Here is a 15,969-nt window from a genome sequence, read left to right on the forward strand (position 1 = left end):
TTTCTTGTAGCGGGTTGTCACCGGTGGAGCGTTGGTAATGGGGCCCCGCCGCCGGCGATTTACCTCGAACACGAACTGGGGAATACTCCCCTACAAACTGTAATTTTACGGCCCTTTGTGGTGCGATTTTTTAGGTATGGCCGCTGGCTAGTTCGGCGGCTTCTTGGTAGAGGGTTATGATGTCGGCGTGATGTTGTTTGAGGTAGGTCACCGCTTGTTTTTGCTGGCTGGGCGTGGCGTCGTCAGCCAGGTAGTCTTTGGCGGCTTGTTCCTGGGCCTTGGCTTTTTCGTTGAGGGTGCGGCAGCCAATGGTCAGGGCCGCGGATTTCAGTGCGTGGATGTTGATGCGGTAGTCCTGCCAGTTCGCCGTGGACAGGTTGTGGTCGAGCTGGGCGATTTTGGCGGCGGACTGCTGGCAAAACATGGCCAGCACCTTGTCGTACAGAGCCTGCATGTTGTTGCAGTATTTGAGTCCGACCTGCCGGTCGATCAGCGGCTGGTCATCCGCGGTGGATGTGGATGGACCCTCACTGGTTTTAGCGGTTTTTGCTGCTGGGGCAGGCAATGGTGCCTGCGGCTCTTCCAGCAGGGCGGGCGGCAGATAACGATGCAGCATGGCCGTCAGGTCATCGCCGGTCATTGGCTTGCTCAGATAGTTGTCAAAGCCTTCGTGCAGGAATTTTTCCCGCGAGCCGGAGAGGGCTGTGGCGGTCAGGGCAATGAAGCGGGTGACGCCGATGTCTGGAAGCTCTTTGGCTTTGTGCAGGGTTTCGACGCCGTTCATGCCCGGCATCATGTAGTCGAGCAGTACGACTTCGAAGTGCTCTCTTTGCAGGGCTGCCAAGGCCTCGGTGCCGCTGTGGGCGATGGTGGTCTGCACCTGGGTTTCCTTTAGCAGGCTGTCGGCGACAAAGCAGTTCATTTCGTTGTCGTCGACAATCAGCACTTTGGCTTTGGGGGCAATGAAGCTGGCCTGATGGACCCCTTCGTCGTCCGGTTCTGTTGGTGCCGTCAGGCTGAAGGCGCCGACCGGGTCAAAGGAATGGACGGTCTGGGGCAGTTCAATCGTGAAGGTGCTGCCCTCGCCATAGGTGCTGGTGACCTTTATGGTCCCGCCCATCATGGTCAGCAGGCGGTGCGTGATGGCAAGGCCCAGGCCAGTGCCCTCAATCTTGCAGTTGCGCTTGATATCGAGGCGTTCAAAGACATGGAATAACCGGTTCTTGTCCTCCTCGCGGATGCCGATGCCGGTGTCGGTTACGGCGGCCCGCAGGTAGAGGGTGCTTTCGTGGCGATGGCCGCTGATATCAAGCGTAACGGAACCTTCCGGGGTGTATTTGATGGCGTTGTTCAGCAGGTTGATGAGGATTTGGCGCAGGCGGCCGGCGTCGCCATAAAGCCCATTGGGCAGATAGGGGTCGACGTGAATCTTAAATTGCAGGTCTTTGGCCTTGGCGCGTACGCCGACTAAGAGACAGACGTCACGCAGGGTCTTGGTCAGCTGATAATCGGCCGGTACGATTTCCATATGCCCGGATTCGATTTTCGAGAAGTCGAGGATTTCGTTGATAAGACTCAACAGCGCGCTGGAGGCGGATTGGATGTTCTGGGCGTAACGGCGGATTTCTCCCGAGGGCGACTGCCGCAGAATCATTTCATTCATGCCGCTGATGGCATTTAGTGGCGTGCGGATTTCGTGGCTCATATTGGCGAGGAACTGGCTCTTGGCCTGATTGGCGGCATCGGCTGCGGCACGGGCTTTGCGCAGTTCTTCGTTCTCGGCTACGCGGGTCTGCGCCATCAGCAGGTAGATGCTCAGGCAGGCGAACAGCACGAGCATCAGTGTGAAGAGGAAAAATACGCGCTGGTAGACACTGATGATTTGCCCGGCAACTGCTGACCAGGGCATGTAGCCAATCATCGAAAAGTCGGTTTGTGGCAGGTCGGCACCAAAGACGAAATATTTGCCCTCAGCACCTTCGGTGTAGACGGCGGCAGCTTTGCTGCGCAGGAGCCGCCGATGGACTTCGCGCATACCGGACTGGATGGCATCATCGCCCCAGAACCGTGCATCTTCGGTGGTGTAGTTTTCGTAAGGAACGGCCAGACTGCCGTCGCGGTATTGGATGATGACGTGGGTAAAGGCGTCGTAGTCCGAGAGCGCAAACAGGTGCGGCAGGGACTCTACCGGATAGATTTGGTAGAGGACATAGCGGACGTTGTCGCCGTAGACGACTGGTGTTGCGAGCAGGATACCGATATCGGGGTTGTAGTCGATGACCGTGTTGCCGTGGAATGCCATTTGCAGGCGCGGGAAGGAGTCGATCGATACGGGGCGGCCCAGCGTGTGGCGCTGGAAGTCGATAAGGCCGGCCTGTCCTTCCGGCGTTTGCAGGGATAACATGCGCAGGACGTCCTGCTTGTCTTCTTCGTGAGTGCCAAGGTGCACGGCGGCGGTCTGAAGCGGCGTGAGGTAGCGGTGGAACCGCTCACCGGCCAGCAGGGAAATGTCTTCGGTCTGTCTGGCTACCGAGTGTTCGGCGGCATTGTTCAGCATGATGACGATTTTCTGCTGGATGAAGATGCCCGACAGGACGAGCAGCAGCACCATCATCACGATGGTCAAAAGCATTTTTTTGCGGTTATTCAAGGACGTCTACCCCCTTTACCAGCCAGTCCATGTGTTGGAGCAGACGGTCATCGCGGATGGATTCATCCGCACGGCAGCGCAGGTTCCCCTGCTGGTCGTAGATTTCGCCAGCAAAGACGAAATGGCCGTTTAGCATGGCGTATTTTAGCTCTTCAAGTCTGTTTTTCTCCGTGTCGGTGACAGCGGCGGAGAAGGGGCACAACTCGACAAAGCCGGCTTCCATGCCCACCCATTGCTTGTCGACGTAGTTGAGCTCACCTTTCAGATAGCGGCGGATGATATCCTCGTAGTAGCGGTCCCAGTTGCAGACCACGGAGGTGAGGGCATGGTCTGAGCGCCAGGGATGCTGGCCCAAATCTTCGTAATAGCCGATGTAGTCGATGCCGAGTTCTTCGGCGACATCGGCTGCGGCTGGTTCGTCCTGATGATAGGTCAGGATGTCAGCCCCGGCCTCCTGTATCAGGCGGCGGGCTTCGCTGGCTTCTTTTTCCTCATTCTGCCAGCTGCCGGTCCACATGACGACAACGCGTGCGTTTGGATTGGTCTGCCGTGCGCCGAGGGCGAAAGCGTTGATGCCGCGGTTGACTTCGGAGTTCTTCATAGCGGCGACATAGCCGATGACGTTGCTCTTGGTGCGCATCCCGGCAAGTGCTCCCGCCAGATACCTTCCCTGATACATGCGGATGAAATACGAAGTCATATTGCGGGCATGGCATTCGGCTGAGTTGGTGCCGAAGGCTATCTGCGGATATTCGTGTACGAATTTCTGCGCTTCTTCTGAGTAGGAATAGCTGGCCAGGAAAATCATGCCGGCGCCATCACGGGCAAGCTCCTGGACGGCTTTGGTGCAGGCACCTTCGCCTATGATGCGCTCTTTGGTCAAAAGCTCGATGTGCATGTTGGTGCAGGCCTTGCGGATGCCGCGGTACTGCGGGGCGTTCCAGCCTTCTTCGTCCGTGCCGCCTAAAAGCACAATGCCGGCTTTTGGCTGCGGCTGGTCGAAGGTACTGCTGGAAAAAATCCAGCAGGCACATGCCAGCACAATCAGAATGAAACTGATGATGAGCATGTTTCCCCATTGGGATAAACTTCGCTGCTGGTTTTCCTTCATGGTTTCCCCTCCTGAAGCTGGTAGGCTTTATCTTCGTCAATCATTTGTAGCATGATATCGTCAAAGTCCGGGTCAAGCTGTGTGCCACGGGCTTTTTCCAGTTCCTGCTGGACAACTTCCTGTGGCAGGACGCCGCGGTAGCTTCGCTTGGAGGTCATCGCATCGTAGACGTCGGCCACGGCGATGATGCGGACTTTTTCGGGGATGTCCGTGCCCGCAAGCTTGTCGGGGTAGCCGGTGCCGTCGTAGCGTTCGTGATGGCTGCGGGAGGCTTCGGCTAGTTCGGGCATTTCGGCGACATGCGCAAGAATATCACCGCCGATTACCGTATGCTGCTGAATCGCGGTGTATTCTTCGTCTGTCAGTTTTCCTTTTTTGTTGATGAGACTCGAGGGGATGCCGATTTTGCCGATGTCGTGCAGCTGGGCCATGTAATAGACCGCGCGCTGGTATTCGGCCGATTTTCCTGCCCGGCGGGCAATTTCCTGCGCGTAATCCGCTACGCGGTGGGAATGTCCGTGGGTGTAAGTGTCTTTGGCATCAATCGTGTCAGCCAGTGTTTCAATCATTTCGCGGAACAGGCGCTGCGTCGATGCCAGCTGGGCTTGGGCAAGGGCAGTCTGCCGGTCGATTTCCTGCTGCATGTGATGCTGGAGGGCTTTAAGTTCCAGCGTCCTTTCGATGCGGCGCAGGATAAGTGTCGGGATAAATGGTTTATGGACGAAATCAAAGGCTCCGGCCTGGATGCCCCGGACTTCGGTTTCCTGGTCGAGGTCGCCTGTGAGCATGATGACCGGGATTTTGCTTGTCTGCGGGTCCTGCTGCAGGTGAGTGAGAACTTCAAAGCCGTTCATTTCTGGCATATTGATGTCGAGCAGGATAAGGTCGACTGTTTTGCCTGACAGCAGGGAGAGTGCTTCGGGGCCGCTGGCTGCGGCGGTAAAGTCATAGTCGGTGCTTAAAATGGCGTCAAGCATCATCCGGTTCATGGCATCGTCATCGACAGCCAATATGCGGTGACGTTTGACCGGCAGAACGTTCATAAAGGCCTCCTTTTACTTACATGATTACTTCCAACTTAATTTTAGCTAAAAGAATTATTAAAATCTATGCAATTGCCAAAGGTGGCAGATTTTTGCCAAAAGTGGTAATTCCTGCTGGCCACGCCCGTAAAATCATGTATAATAAAAAGCAAAGGCGTCGGGTAATTTTCTGATTTATGTGGGGGATCGTTGTGAAAATTGCTATTGTCGATGATGAGGCCAAGGCCCGTGAAGAACTGCAGCAGGCGCTCTGCAGCTGCGGAATTGAGCTGGTGGAACAGGCAGAGATGCAGTTCTTTGCCAGTGGGGAGGATTTTTTGGCAGGCTTCCGGCCGGATTCGTTTGCGCTGGTATTTCTCGATATCCGCATGCAGGGGAGAAATGGTATCGAGACGGCACGGGCAATCCGGAAACAGGGGGCACAGGTGCCAATTGTTTTTCTGACGAGCAGCGCGGATTACGCGTTGGAGGGATATCAGGTTTTCCCGGCGGGCTATCTGCTCAAACCTGCCGGAAAAGCATTGCCGCAGCTCGTGGAAATTCTGCGGCAGTGCCTGCCGGAACTGTCGGCCGTACTGGTCGTGCAGTTAAATGGCCGCGAGCTGCAGGTGCCAAGGGCGCGCATCGCTTATGTCGATGTCAAGGGGAGCCGCCGGGTGGGCGGCCGCCGTGGCTGTGTCGTCCATTTGCTGACGGGCAGGGAGCTGGCGGTAGATACTCCGTATGCGGAGGCCGCCGCGGTACTGCGCACGGCGGATTTTGCCGAATGTTATAATCATCTGCTGGTCAATCTGGCGGCGGTGGCTGAATTGCTCGCCGATGGTTTTGTTCTGAAGAATGGGGAGCGGCTGCCGATAAGCAGGCGGCTTTACCGCGAGACTGCCCATGATTATATGGAGTATCTGCTCAGAAAGTGAGGCTGATGATGGTCGCTTTATTGGCGTTTGCTTTGGTTTGTTTGCAGCTTTCGGGGGTCTGGCTCCGCTATCTGCCCTTTGCCAAAACCGTTTTGGCGGCCCAGCGCCGCAAGCTTCGGTGGCTGGCGGCAGGCTGGGGCGTGGTGGCTGTTATTGGTTACACGGCAGTTCTTAACTGGTATGACGGGGATGTCTTGCGGTTCAAGCTGCTCGTGGCCTTTGGCTGGATTCCGTTTTTCCTGATTGCGTATTACTGCATTCCGCGCGGTTTTGTCCAGCATTTGTTTGTCCTCGGGATGCACAGCCTGTTTTCGCTGCTGCTCCATACGATCAGCGGCTTTATTGTCGGCATGCTGCTGCCTGTTGACTACGGCTATATCCTGCACATGCTGATGCTGCTTGGCTGTTATCTCGTGCTGTTTGTGCTGCTGATTCCGCTTGAGCGGCGTTTGTTTGGCCGCCTGATTCCCACCCAGAAATTTTTCCAGTACCGGCCGCTCGGGCTCTATATTTCGCTGATGCCGCTCGTGGTATTGTTCGCCTATGCACTGCCGATGCTCGATGGACAGCTTTATCACAGCATTCCTGAGCGCGTGGGGCGGCTGGCTCTGCCAATCTTTTTCTTTCTGATGTTCCGGCTCGTTCTCATGGCGGGGCATCAGATGTCGGAGCATACGGCGGAGGTCAACCGCAACAACCTGCTGGCACAGCAGCTTTACTCCCTGCGGGAGTACACGCGCCTTACCGAGGAGAAAAGGCAGGCGCTGCGCATCCTTCGCCATGATATGCGCCACTACAATCGCCTGCTCGGAACACTGCTTGAGGCCGGGCGGCTGGATGAGGCCCGGCAGCTGCTTGATAAACAGGAAGAAGAGCTTGCACATACGTCGCTAAAAGAGTTTTGTGCCAATGACCTCATCAATGCGACGTTGTCGATTTACGTGTATCACTTTGGCAATCTGGAGATTCCCCTGCAGCAGAAAATAAACCTGCCGCGCGAGATGACGGGGATGGATACCGATGTGGCAATCCTGCTGTCGAATCTGCTCGAAAATGCACTGCATGCGAGTTTGAAGCAGCCCGTAATGAACCGGGCGGTCAAAGTAGCGGCCCAGTATGCGGATGGGCAGTTTGTACTGTCGGTGGCCAACCGCTTTGAGGAGCCGCTGCTCTTTGACCAGGAGGGCTTGCCGTACAGTGAACAGCCAGGCCACGGAACCGGTATGATATCGCTGCGGGCTTTTATCCGCAAATATGCCGCACAGTGTGATTTCCGCCAGCAGGATGGCTGGGTTACCGTGATGCTTTACTGGCATGGCGAGGACTAACTGCTTTGGTTCATAAATTTGTATAAAAAAAGGAGACTTCCGAAGAAGTCTCCTTTTGTATTTGCGTTATGTGTATGACGCGGGCAATTATTTGATGCCAGCACCATCGAGAGCGCTGCGAACGCTCTGAGCAGCTTTGTGCATTTTCTCGAGCTCGTCATCCGTAAGATGTACTTCGAAGGAACGCATGATACCGTCAGCGCAAACCATACGCGGAATGGAAAGAGCGACGTCTTTGAGGCCATACTCGCCTTCGAGAACTGCGGAGCACGGGAGAATCGTGTGCTCATCGTACAGAACAGCTTTGATGAAGCGGCAAGCAGCCATAGCGATACCCGTGTTGGTGAAGCCTTTGCGGTTGATAACGTCGTAAGCAACCTGAACGAGCTCCTGCTCAACAGCCTCGTGGCTGAGTCTGTCCGTCTTGTGGAAGTACTCATCGAGGTCATCAATCGGGAAGCCTGCGCAGCCCGTCGTGGACCAAGCAACGAATGCAGCGTTGCCGTGCTCACCGAGAACATAACCGTTGATGTTCTTCGGATCAACCTGGTATTTGTCAGCCAGGATACGACGGAAACGATACGTCTCGAGCATCGTACCAGTGCCGAGGATGAGGTTGCGCGGATAATCGAACTGGGTGGATACAACATAAGTAGCAACGTCGAGCGGGTTCGTGATCATGATGATCATAGCGGACTTCGTGCGTTTTACGATTTCGCCGAAAACAGACTGCATGATTTTAGCATTCGTGCCAGCCAGTTTCAGGCGGTCCGGCGTCTCACCCGGGCGGATGGACGGGCCAGCCGTGATGACGATGATGTTAGCATCTTTGCAGTCATCATAGTCGCCGAGGTGGAACTTGATGTTCGTGCTGTAGATGCAGGAAGTAGCATGGCTGGAGTCTTTAGCCTCGCCCCAAGCTTTGTCCTCATTCAGGTCAATCAGAGCGACTTCCGTTGCGAGCTGGAAGTCAGCGATTTTGTTAGCAACGGCAGAGCCGACGTTGCTGGCACCGATGACGACGATTTTTCTTCTGTTGTTCATGTTGTATAAACCCCCTGTTTTTTTATAAAAGATATTAATGTGAAAAATATCCCTAAGTCAAGCTAATGGTATCATTCTGTATAGGGGTTGTCAATGCGTTGAAAAAAGAAATAAAAGCAAAATTTTTCATAAAATTATCATAAATTGTCTCAAATAACGTGAAAATGAATAAATTTATAGGTTATATTGTATTTCCTTGTTATTTATTATATATTATAAGATGTGTCTTTGGAGAAACTATATCGTTTCCGGTATGGTTCCATAGAGTTTTCAGTGTAATTTATATAATAGATATCAGTTAACCTGATTCTTATATTGGAAGGGGCAAAAACATGTTTGGCATGTCTATGGATATTGGTATTGATCTGGGTACGGCAAATGTACTCGTTTATGTAAAAGGCAAGGGCATTGTGCTGCGCGAGCCGTCGGTTGTCGCTGTTGACCGCGATTCCAACCGCGTGCTGGCTATCGGTGAGGAAGCGCGCCAGATGATTGGCCGCACGCCGGGCAACATCGTGGCAATCCGTCCGCTGCGCGAAGGCGTTATCGCAGATTACGATATCACGGAGAGCATGCTGCGCCACTTTATCGAGAAGGTTGTCGGCCGCAGTTTCGTATTCCGTCCGCGCATCATGATTTGCATTCCGTCGGGAGTTACGATGGTCGAGCAGCGCGCCGTGCAGGAAGCAGCAGAACAGGCTGGTGCCCGTCATACGCAGCTCATCGAGGAGCCGCTGGCCGCAGCTCTCGGTGCTGGTCTTGACATCGTCGAGCCGTGTGGTTCGATGGTCGTTGATATCGGCGGCGGCACGACGGATATTGCCGTTATCTCGCTGGGCGGTATCGTCAACAGCGCTTCGCTGCGTATCGCTGGCGATAAATTTGATGAGGATATCATCGCGTATGTAAAACGTGAGTTCAACATCATGATTGGTGAGCGCACGGCTGAGGATATCAAGATGCGCGTCGGTGCTGCTTTTGCGGATGCCCGCAATGAGGTTATGGATATCCGTGGCCGCGACCTGCTCTCGGGCCTGCCGAAGAATGTGGAAATCAACACGCGTCAGGCCTCTGAGGCAATGCACCAGTCGGTAACGCGTATCGTCGATTGCGTCAAGAAGGTCCTCGAGGATACGCCGCCAGAGCTTTCGGCAGACATCATGGACCGCGGCATCGTGCTCACGGGTGGCGGTGCTATGCTCTATGGTCTCGATGAGCTCATCCGCCGTGAGACGTTCATTCCGACGGCGTTGGCTGAGGATGCGCTTTCGTGTGTTGCCCTTGGCTGCGGCAAGGCTTTGGACACGTTCTCGAAGTTTGACGGCAAGGCTATGAATTTTAAAACGGGAAAATAATTTTTGAGAATCAGGCGGAACTACAAGGAGTTTCGCCTGATTTCGCGAATAAAAGAAGTAAGGTTTAATATGGAAATGGAGGACCATCCGGGGAGGATGGGCTTTATAAGGGAGTGAAGAGCAATGTGGCGTGGGCTTTATACGGCAGGCGCAGGTATGATTACCGAAACAAAGCGCACTGATACGATTGCCAACAATCTGGCAAATGCCAATACCACTGGTTTTAAACGGGATGAGACCATCAGTGCTGAATTTGCCCCGATGCTGTTAAAACGCATCAATGACGGCAAGGACTACAACGATGTTACCTCCTTCAAGGGATTCAGCGTCGGCAGCGGTGCTCCGACGGTCGGCACACTTGGCCTGGGTTCGTATGTCAACGAAATCGCAACGGACCACAGCCAGGGCGGTTTCCAGACTACGGGCAATCCACTGGATCTGGCGATTTCCGGTGATGGATATTTTGCTGTCCAGACGCCGCAGGGAGTTCGCTATACCCGCGACGGTAATTTCTATAAGTCGGCTACGGGGCAGATTCAGACTGTGAATGGACAGGCTGTTTTGGATACGCAGAATCAGCCGATTGTGATTCCGGCCGATGCGACGAGCATTACGGTTGGCGCCAAGGGCGAGATTTATGCTGGCAACGAGCAGATTGCCCAGCTGCAGTTCGTGCAGTTTGGCGGCGACCGCCGGGCCGTGCTCAAACAGGGCGACAGTCTCTACTATCCGCAGGAAGGCGCGCAGCCGCAGGCTGCTGCCGGGGAGATTTACCAGGGAATGCTGGAAAACTCCAATACCAATGTCGTATCTGAGATGGTAAATCTCATCAATAATTACCGCATTTACGAAGCCGGTTCGAAGGCGGTAACGACGCAGGATACGCTGCTCGATAAATCGGTCAATGAAGTGGGCCGTGTCTGATGGATACGGTTTGATTGATTTTTAATTTAAGCACAAGGCGGTTTTCACCGATAATATTAAGTAGATGAGAAGACATGCCGCTATACCTTTCGATTTAATTTGGGAATGAGGGAGGAATCCTAACTATGATGAGAGCACTTTGGTCCGCAGCTTCGGGTATGAAGGGCCAGCAGACGAATATGGATGTTATCTCCAATAACATCGCGAATGTTAATACATACGGTGGCAAGAAGGTCCGTGCGGAATTCCAGGACCTCGTTTATCAGACGATTCGCGATGCCGGGGCTCAGAGCGGTGCTGATTCGCAGTATCCGACGGGCATGCAGATTGGTCTGGGTACCCGAGTGGCTGCCACGAACCGCGTTTTCACGCAGGGTTCCCTGCAGACGACGGACAACCCGACGGATATCGGTATCCAGGGTGAAGGCTTTTTCCGCATCACGCTGCCGGATGGCACGATTGGCTATACGCGTGACGGTTCGTTTAAACTCGATTCGCAGCGCCGCCTGGTAACGACTGATGGTTATCCGCTGGCTGATGATATCACCATCGACCAGAATGCGCCGAGCGATTCCATCGTCATCGCTGGCGATGGCCAGGTTTCCTGTACGCCAGCTGGCGGTGCACAGCAGAATGTCGGTCAGATTACGCTCGCACGTTTTGTCAATCCGGCAGGTCTTACGGCTATCGGCAAGAACCTCTTTATCGTTTCGGAAGCCTCTGGTGAGGCAATTGAGAGCAACCCGGGCGAAGAGGGCGCAGGTACGCTTACCCAGGGAACGCTTGAAATGAGCAATGTTCAGATCGTTGAGGAAATGGTCAACATGATTATTTCCCAGCGTGCATACGAGTCCAACTCGAAGGCAGTCACCACGTCCGACTCCATGCTGGAGATTGCCAATGGCCTCAAGCGTTGATTGAATTGAAGAAGATTTCTTTAGCCATTCTGTGTTTTTTATGGAGTGGCTTCTTCTGTCTCTTTATACCGGCTGTTCCCACGGCTTTGGCTGCTTCGGCTTATCCCCAGACTATCTCGTCTGAGCGGTTCGTAGAACTGGCGCAACAGAAGGTGGAGTCCCAGCTCCGCGAGATGGGGGAGACACGGCGCCATGAGCTCATGCTCATTCGCGCACCGCAGCCTATGAAACTGCCGCCGGGACCGATTATCTGTGAGGTGGAATTGCCGCCGGGACCGATTATCTGTGAGGTGGAATTGCCGCAGGCTGTGAAGTACAGTGGCAATGTGCCGGTTCATATCCGGGTTTTTGTCAACGGCAAATTTTATCGGCGGACGGTCTGCTATTATGAGGTGGCAGTCTATGATAAAATCCTCGTAGCTGAGCATGATTTGATGCTTGAAAAACCGATACAGCCTGCTGATGTGCGGCTGGAAGAGCGCCGGGTAGAGAGCGGAAACGGACGGTATCTCACCAAGATGGGTGATTTGGCAGGGCGCGTTCCTGCCAGGATTATCCGCGCGGGCAGTGCAGTGGAGTCGGCTATGCTGCAAAATCCGGTTGTGTTTAATGTCGGAGCGCCGCTCACGATTATTGCTAATTTTAATGGCGTCGAGGTAAAGACCGATGGCCTGGCAATGCAGCGGGGCCGCGTTGGTGGTGAGGTAAGAGTGCGCAATGTGCGCTCGGGCAAAGTGCTCCGTGGCAGAGTAATCGATGCGAAGACGGTTGAAATCATAAGTTGAAAGCAGGTGTACCAATGAGGAATAAAGTCAAGCATTACAAGAAATTATCAGCGGCTCTGGCAATGGCTTTTACCGTGTCGGCACTCGCTGTGCCGGCAGCTTCGGCCCAGTCGCTTTGGTCAGATAATGGTTCCAGCTATAATGTATTTGCGGACCGTAAGGCCCGTCAGGTCGGGGATATCCTGACTATTGTAATCAGTGAGTCCACGAGCCTGTCGGCGACGAAGGCCAGCTCGAACAGCAAGAGCGGCAATGTTTCCCTGTCGGCTGGTGTCGGCATCTTTGATTTCTTGAAGGCTGCTTCGGCAAGCGGTTCGGATTCCTTTAAGGCTAACGGTTCGGCAACGTCGAAGAATACGACGAGCGGCAATGTAACCGTGACGGTCGTCGATGTGCAGCCGAATGGCAATATGACGGTCGAGGGCACGCAGTCTATCTGGCAGAACCGCAACGAACACAAGATTACGTTCCGCGGTGTTTGCCGTCAGGATGATGTTTCGGCGAACAATACGATTATGTCGACGAAAATCGCTGATGCTACGGTCAAATTTGATGGCAAGGGCCCGCTGAACTCGAAACAGCGCCAGGGCATCCTGACGCAGGTCTTTAACTTCCTGTTCTAAGGCGCGGAGGATATTATGAAGAAAATACTCGCATTACTTATGGCCGGTGTTTTTGCCATCGGCCTTATGCCAGGGACAGCTTCGGCAGACAGTGCTGTCACGCGCATCAAGGACATCTCCAAGGTACAGGGCGTGCGCGCCAACCAGCTCATGGGCTATGGCCTCGTAGTCGGCCTTGATGGCACCGGTGATGGCAATAAGTCAACAGAGACGATTCAGTCTATTGTCAATATGCTCAAAAGTTTCGGCGTATCCATCAACCAGTCGACGCTTAAAGCGAAAAACGTAGCGGCTGTCGTGGTAACGGCAACGCTGCCGCCGTTTGTCCGCGAGGGCGACAATATCGATGTTACGGTATCGTCGATTGGTGATGCCAAGAGCATTCAGGGCGGTACGCTTCTGCAGACGCCGCTGCGGGCTGGCAATGGCAATGTCTATGCTGTGGCGCAGGGTGCTGTTTCCACGGGCGGCTTTATGGCTGGCCGTGGCAGCAATACGGCTACGAAGAACTTCCCGACGGTTGGCACGACGCCGAATGGCGCTATCGTTGAGCGCAGTGTTGAGGCCGATATCGGGACGGATGGCAACATTTCCCTGTCGCTTTCCCAGCCGGACTTCACGACGGCAACCCGTGTGGCGCAGGCAATCAATTCCCAGTTCGGCAGTGTGGCCAAGGCGGCCAATCCCGGACGCATCGATATCAGCGTGCCGGCTTACTACCGCAACAATGTAGTTGCCTTTATCGCCAACATTGAGGAACTGGCTGTCATGCCGGATAATTCGGCTAAGATTGTCGTCAACGAGCGCACGGGCACCATCGTCATGGGCGGTGATGTTTCGGTCGATGAGGTCGCAATCACGCAGGGCGGTTTGTCCATCAAGGTACAGAAGAATAAAAATGCCAACCAGCCGGATCCCTTCAGCTATGGTACGACGATTGTCACGCGCAATACGGACGTACAGGTGAAAGAGGATAAGGCCAGCACCATCGTGCTGCCCGCTACGGCTAATGTCAGCGATATCGTCGGTGCCCTCAATGCGGTTGGGGCAACGCCGCGCGATACGATTTCGATTCTGCAGGCCATCAAGGCATCTGGTGCCTTGCATGCCGAATTGCAGATTATGTAAGAAGGGAAGGACGCATATGCAGATTGCTCCTTTATCGGCCATGGGGCTTACGAATCAGTCGCTTACGCCGAATACCACCTATAATTCCGCCCAGACGGCGGCAGAATCCAGCCAGTTCGCGGCAATGCTCAAGGACTTAAAGGAAAAGGCCGCTGGTGCAGCCTCGGCGAATCACGTAGTCAATGAGGCGGCGACGTCAAAACAGGACAAGGCACTCAAGGATGCCTGTAAGGGCTTTGAGGGCATGTTTTTGTCGATGATGTACAAGCAGATGCGGGCAACTGTTCCCAAAGATGCACTGTTTGGCGAATCGAATGCCCAGAATATTTTCAAGGATATGCGCGATAATGAACTGATGAAGACGGTAGCCGAGTCCGGCGGCGTAGGGCTGGCGGATATGATGTACCGTCAGCTGTCCCCGCAGATAAAACTGCAGGAGCAGGCACGTCAGCAGGGGATGTTAAAAGCCCAGGAAGCTGCGGCGCAAGTACATCGCAAGTAACAATGGACAAAGCCTTCCTCTTTGAGGAAGGCTTTTTTAGGAGGTTTTCTCATTATGGAACTAAAGCGAAAGATTTTAACGGCAGTGGTGGCAGCGGCGTTTTCGCTGCAAACCGTGGCAGTGGCTTCGGCGGCAGATTTGACGGCGGTGCGTTATCACAGCGGCGATGAACATGACCGCGTGGTTTTTGATTTGTCGTCAATGCCTAACTATACGGTGAAGCCGTCGGCTGATGGCCGTGAAATCACCTTTGATTTCCATGATGTGACGGAGCGGAATCTCGCGAAGAAATCGTTTCACAGCCGCCGCATCGAATCGGTGAATTATTCACTGGCAAGTGGCCATGTGCTGGTTAAGGTGCGGTTCAAGGAAGGCTTGACCTACAAAGTGGGGAAACTGGACAACCCGGCCAGAGTCTATGTGGATATCCTGCCCAAGAATGCGCCCAAGAAGCCAGCGCCTTCAAGCGGACAGGGAAAGACAAAACCGGCAGCGGGCGGGAACGGCAATATCCTGCCGCTGAGTTTCGATGGGCTCTATACGGAGATGGCTGCTCCGGGCATTGCCAAGCGGCAGTATATTTATTGGGATGATGCGGGCAAGGTGACGGCGTATTTTGTGGAGGCAGATAAGGATCTCTACACGATAAAGCCGGTGCTGGCCAAGGGACAGGTGCCGGGGCTTCAGCGCACGAGCGGCATGTCCGATATGACCGATGCTGTGGCGGCGGTAAATGCCACGTATTTTGCCGGTAATGGCGATATGATTGGCATTGTAAAGGTTGATGGCGTGGTGGCTGGTACCACGTATTTTACCCGCTCGGCAATCGGCATTATGCCAGATGGAACGCCGTTTTTCGGCAAGTTGTCTTATAGTGGCATGGTGACGCTGGGGGATGTGACGCAGCCAGTGTCCGGTGTTGATGCCGAGCGCGGAGCCAACAATTTGATTGTCTATAATAAGTGGTATGGCAGCCGTACACGGACAAATGAGTACGGTAAGGAATACACGGTGCAGAATGGCCGCATCACGCATATCCAGACGGGAAATTCCATCATCCCGAAGGACGGCTATGTCATTTCGGTTCATGGAACGGCAGCAGATGCCTTTGAAGGAGCGCAGGTCGGTGACCGCGCTGTTGTCAAAGAGGACTTGGGGACTAAATGGAATCAGGCGGCACAAATCATGGGAGCCGGCCCGCGGCTCGTGGCCAATGGGCAGGTCAATGTGACGGCCGGGGAGGAGGAGTTCCCCGGTGATATCCGCTATGGCCGTGCTCCGCGCAGTGCCGTAGCCGTGCTCAAGAATGGCAATTACCTCTTTGGTGTTGTCGACGGCCGTCAGGCCAGCAGTCATGGGCTTACGCTGACGGATTGGGCGAAGCTTTTGGTGAAGATGGGGGCCCGCGATGCCATCAATTTGGATGGCGGTGGTTCCAGCGAACTGGTCGTCGGTGGTGTGGTACAGAATTCGCCGTCCGATGGCAGTGAGCGCTATGTGGGGAGTGCGCTTATCCTTCAACATAAATAAAAGCGTAAAGAAGGGGCTATGAAATTACAGTTTATCGGTTAGCGGAGCCTTATTCGAAGCAGCTCTTCGCCGCCGCTAGGGGCAGTGCCAACACTCCACGGGAGATGTTTTC

The 15,969-nt window shown here is 54.3% G+C and carries 14 protein-coding genes; 10 read left to right on the forward strand and 4 right to left on the reverse strand.

Going from position 1 to position 15,969, the window contains the following annotated elements:
• Positions 1-130 precede the first annotated feature (130 nt).
• From FZ040_RS13435 to FZ040_RS13445, 3 genes are read right to left on the reverse strand one after another with little or no spacing between them, the layout of a single operon-like run.
• Complete coding sequence (locus FZ040_RS13435) at positions 131-2,650, reverse strand: hybrid sensor histidine kinase/response regulator (RefSeq protein WP_149172476.1); 2,520 nt, start codon at positions 2,648-2,650, stop codon at positions 131-133.
• Positions 2,643-3,761, reverse strand: coding sequence for a BMP family ABC transporter substrate-binding protein (locus FZ040_RS13440; RefSeq protein WP_149172477.1), 1,119 nt, complete (start codon positions 3,759-3,761; stop codon positions 2,643-2,645). Before FZ040_RS13440 ends, FZ040_RS13435 begins: the two co-directional genes overlap by 8 nt.
• Entirely contained in the window at positions 3,758-4,804 is a 1,047-nt protein-coding gene (locus FZ040_RS13445; protein WP_149172478.1) for an HD domain-containing phosphohydrolase, read from the reverse strand. Before FZ040_RS13445 ends, FZ040_RS13440 begins: the two co-directional genes overlap by 4 nt.
• Before the next feature lie 191 nt (positions 4,805-4,995).
• Between FZ040_RS13445 and FZ040_RS13450 the strand changes: the two genes are divergently transcribed.
• Together FZ040_RS13450 and FZ040_RS13455 are read left to right on the forward strand one after the other, a co-directional pair.
• A complete protein-coding gene (locus tag FZ040_RS13450) occupies positions 4,996-5,721 on the forward strand; it encodes a LytR/AlgR family response regulator transcription factor (RefSeq protein WP_187620358.1) in 726 nt (241 codons plus the stop codon).
• Between the two features lie 5 nt (positions 5,722-5,726).
• The gene (locus FZ040_RS13455) at positions 5,727-7,049 is read left to right on the forward strand and encodes a sensor histidine kinase (protein ID WP_149172480.1); all 1,323 of its coding nucleotides are present in this window, start codon (positions 5,727-5,729) and stop codon (positions 7,047-7,049) included.
• A gap of 87 nt (positions 7,050-7,136) precedes the next feature.
• On the opposite strand, the gene FZ040_RS13460 is transcribed toward FZ040_RS13455, so the two are convergent.
• Positions 7,137-8,093, reverse strand: a complete 957-nt coding sequence (locus FZ040_RS13460) for an L-lactate dehydrogenase (RefSeq protein WP_149172481.1) — start codon at positions 8,091-8,093, stop codon at positions 7,137-7,139.
• A 332-nt stretch (positions 8,094-8,425) separates the two neighbouring features.
• On the opposite strand from FZ040_RS13460, the gene mreB reads away from it, so the two are divergent.
• The 8 genes from mreB to FZ040_RS13500 all read left to right on the forward strand — a co-directional run bounded on the left by mreB (position 8,426) and on the right by FZ040_RS13500 (position 15,857).
• Positions 8,426-9,448 (forward strand): rod shape-determining protein, encoded by a 1,023-nt coding sequence (gene mreB / locus FZ040_RS13465; protein WP_149172482.1) that lies wholly within the window; start codon positions 8,426-8,428, stop codon positions 9,446-9,448.
• A 123-nt stretch (positions 9,449-9,571) separates the two neighbouring features.
• On the forward strand, positions 9,572-10,372 hold the full coding sequence (locus FZ040_RS13470; RefSeq protein ID WP_149172483.1) for a flagellar hook-basal body protein: 801 nt from the start codon (positions 9,572-9,574) through the stop codon (positions 10,370-10,372).
• A 125-nt stretch (positions 10,373-10,497) separates the two neighbouring features.
• Complete coding sequence (gene flgG / locus FZ040_RS13475) at positions 10,498-11,289, forward strand: flagellar basal-body rod protein FlgG (protein ID WP_149172484.1); 792 nt, start codon at positions 10,498-10,500, stop codon at positions 11,287-11,289.
• A gap of 5 nt (positions 11,290-11,294) precedes the next feature.
• A complete protein-coding gene (flgA, locus tag FZ040_RS13480) occupies positions 11,295-12,074 on the forward strand; it encodes a flagellar basal body P-ring formation chaperone FlgA (RefSeq protein WP_149172485.1) in 780 nt (259 codons plus the stop codon).
• Positions 12,075-12,088: 14 nt separating this feature from the next.
• On the forward strand, positions 12,089-12,697 hold the full coding sequence (locus FZ040_RS13485) for a flagellar basal body L-ring protein FlgH (RefSeq protein ID WP_439653921.1): 609 nt from the start codon (positions 12,089-12,091) through the stop codon (positions 12,695-12,697).
• A gap of 15 nt (positions 12,698-12,712) precedes the next feature.
• On the forward strand, positions 12,713-13,825 hold the full coding sequence (locus FZ040_RS13490; RefSeq protein ID WP_149172486.1) for a flagellar basal body P-ring protein FlgI: 1,113 nt from the start codon (positions 12,713-12,715) through the stop codon (positions 13,823-13,825).
• Positions 13,826-13,841: 16 nt separating this feature from the next.
• A complete protein-coding gene (locus FZ040_RS13495; protein ID WP_149172487.1) occupies positions 13,842-14,327 on the forward strand; it encodes a rod-binding protein in 486 nt (161 codons plus the stop codon).
• A gap of 54 nt (positions 14,328-14,381) precedes the next feature.
• Entirely contained in the window at positions 14,382-15,857 is a 1,476-nt protein-coding gene (locus FZ040_RS13500; RefSeq protein ID WP_149172488.1) for a phosphodiester glycosidase family protein, read from the forward strand.
• Positions 15,858-15,969 lie beyond the last annotated feature (112 nt).

Source organism: Pseudoselenomonas ruminis, from assembly GCF_008271295.1.
GTDB classification, from domain to species: Bacteria; Bacillota; Negativicutes; order Selenomonadales; family Selenomonadaceae; genus Selenomonas_A; species Selenomonas_A ruminis.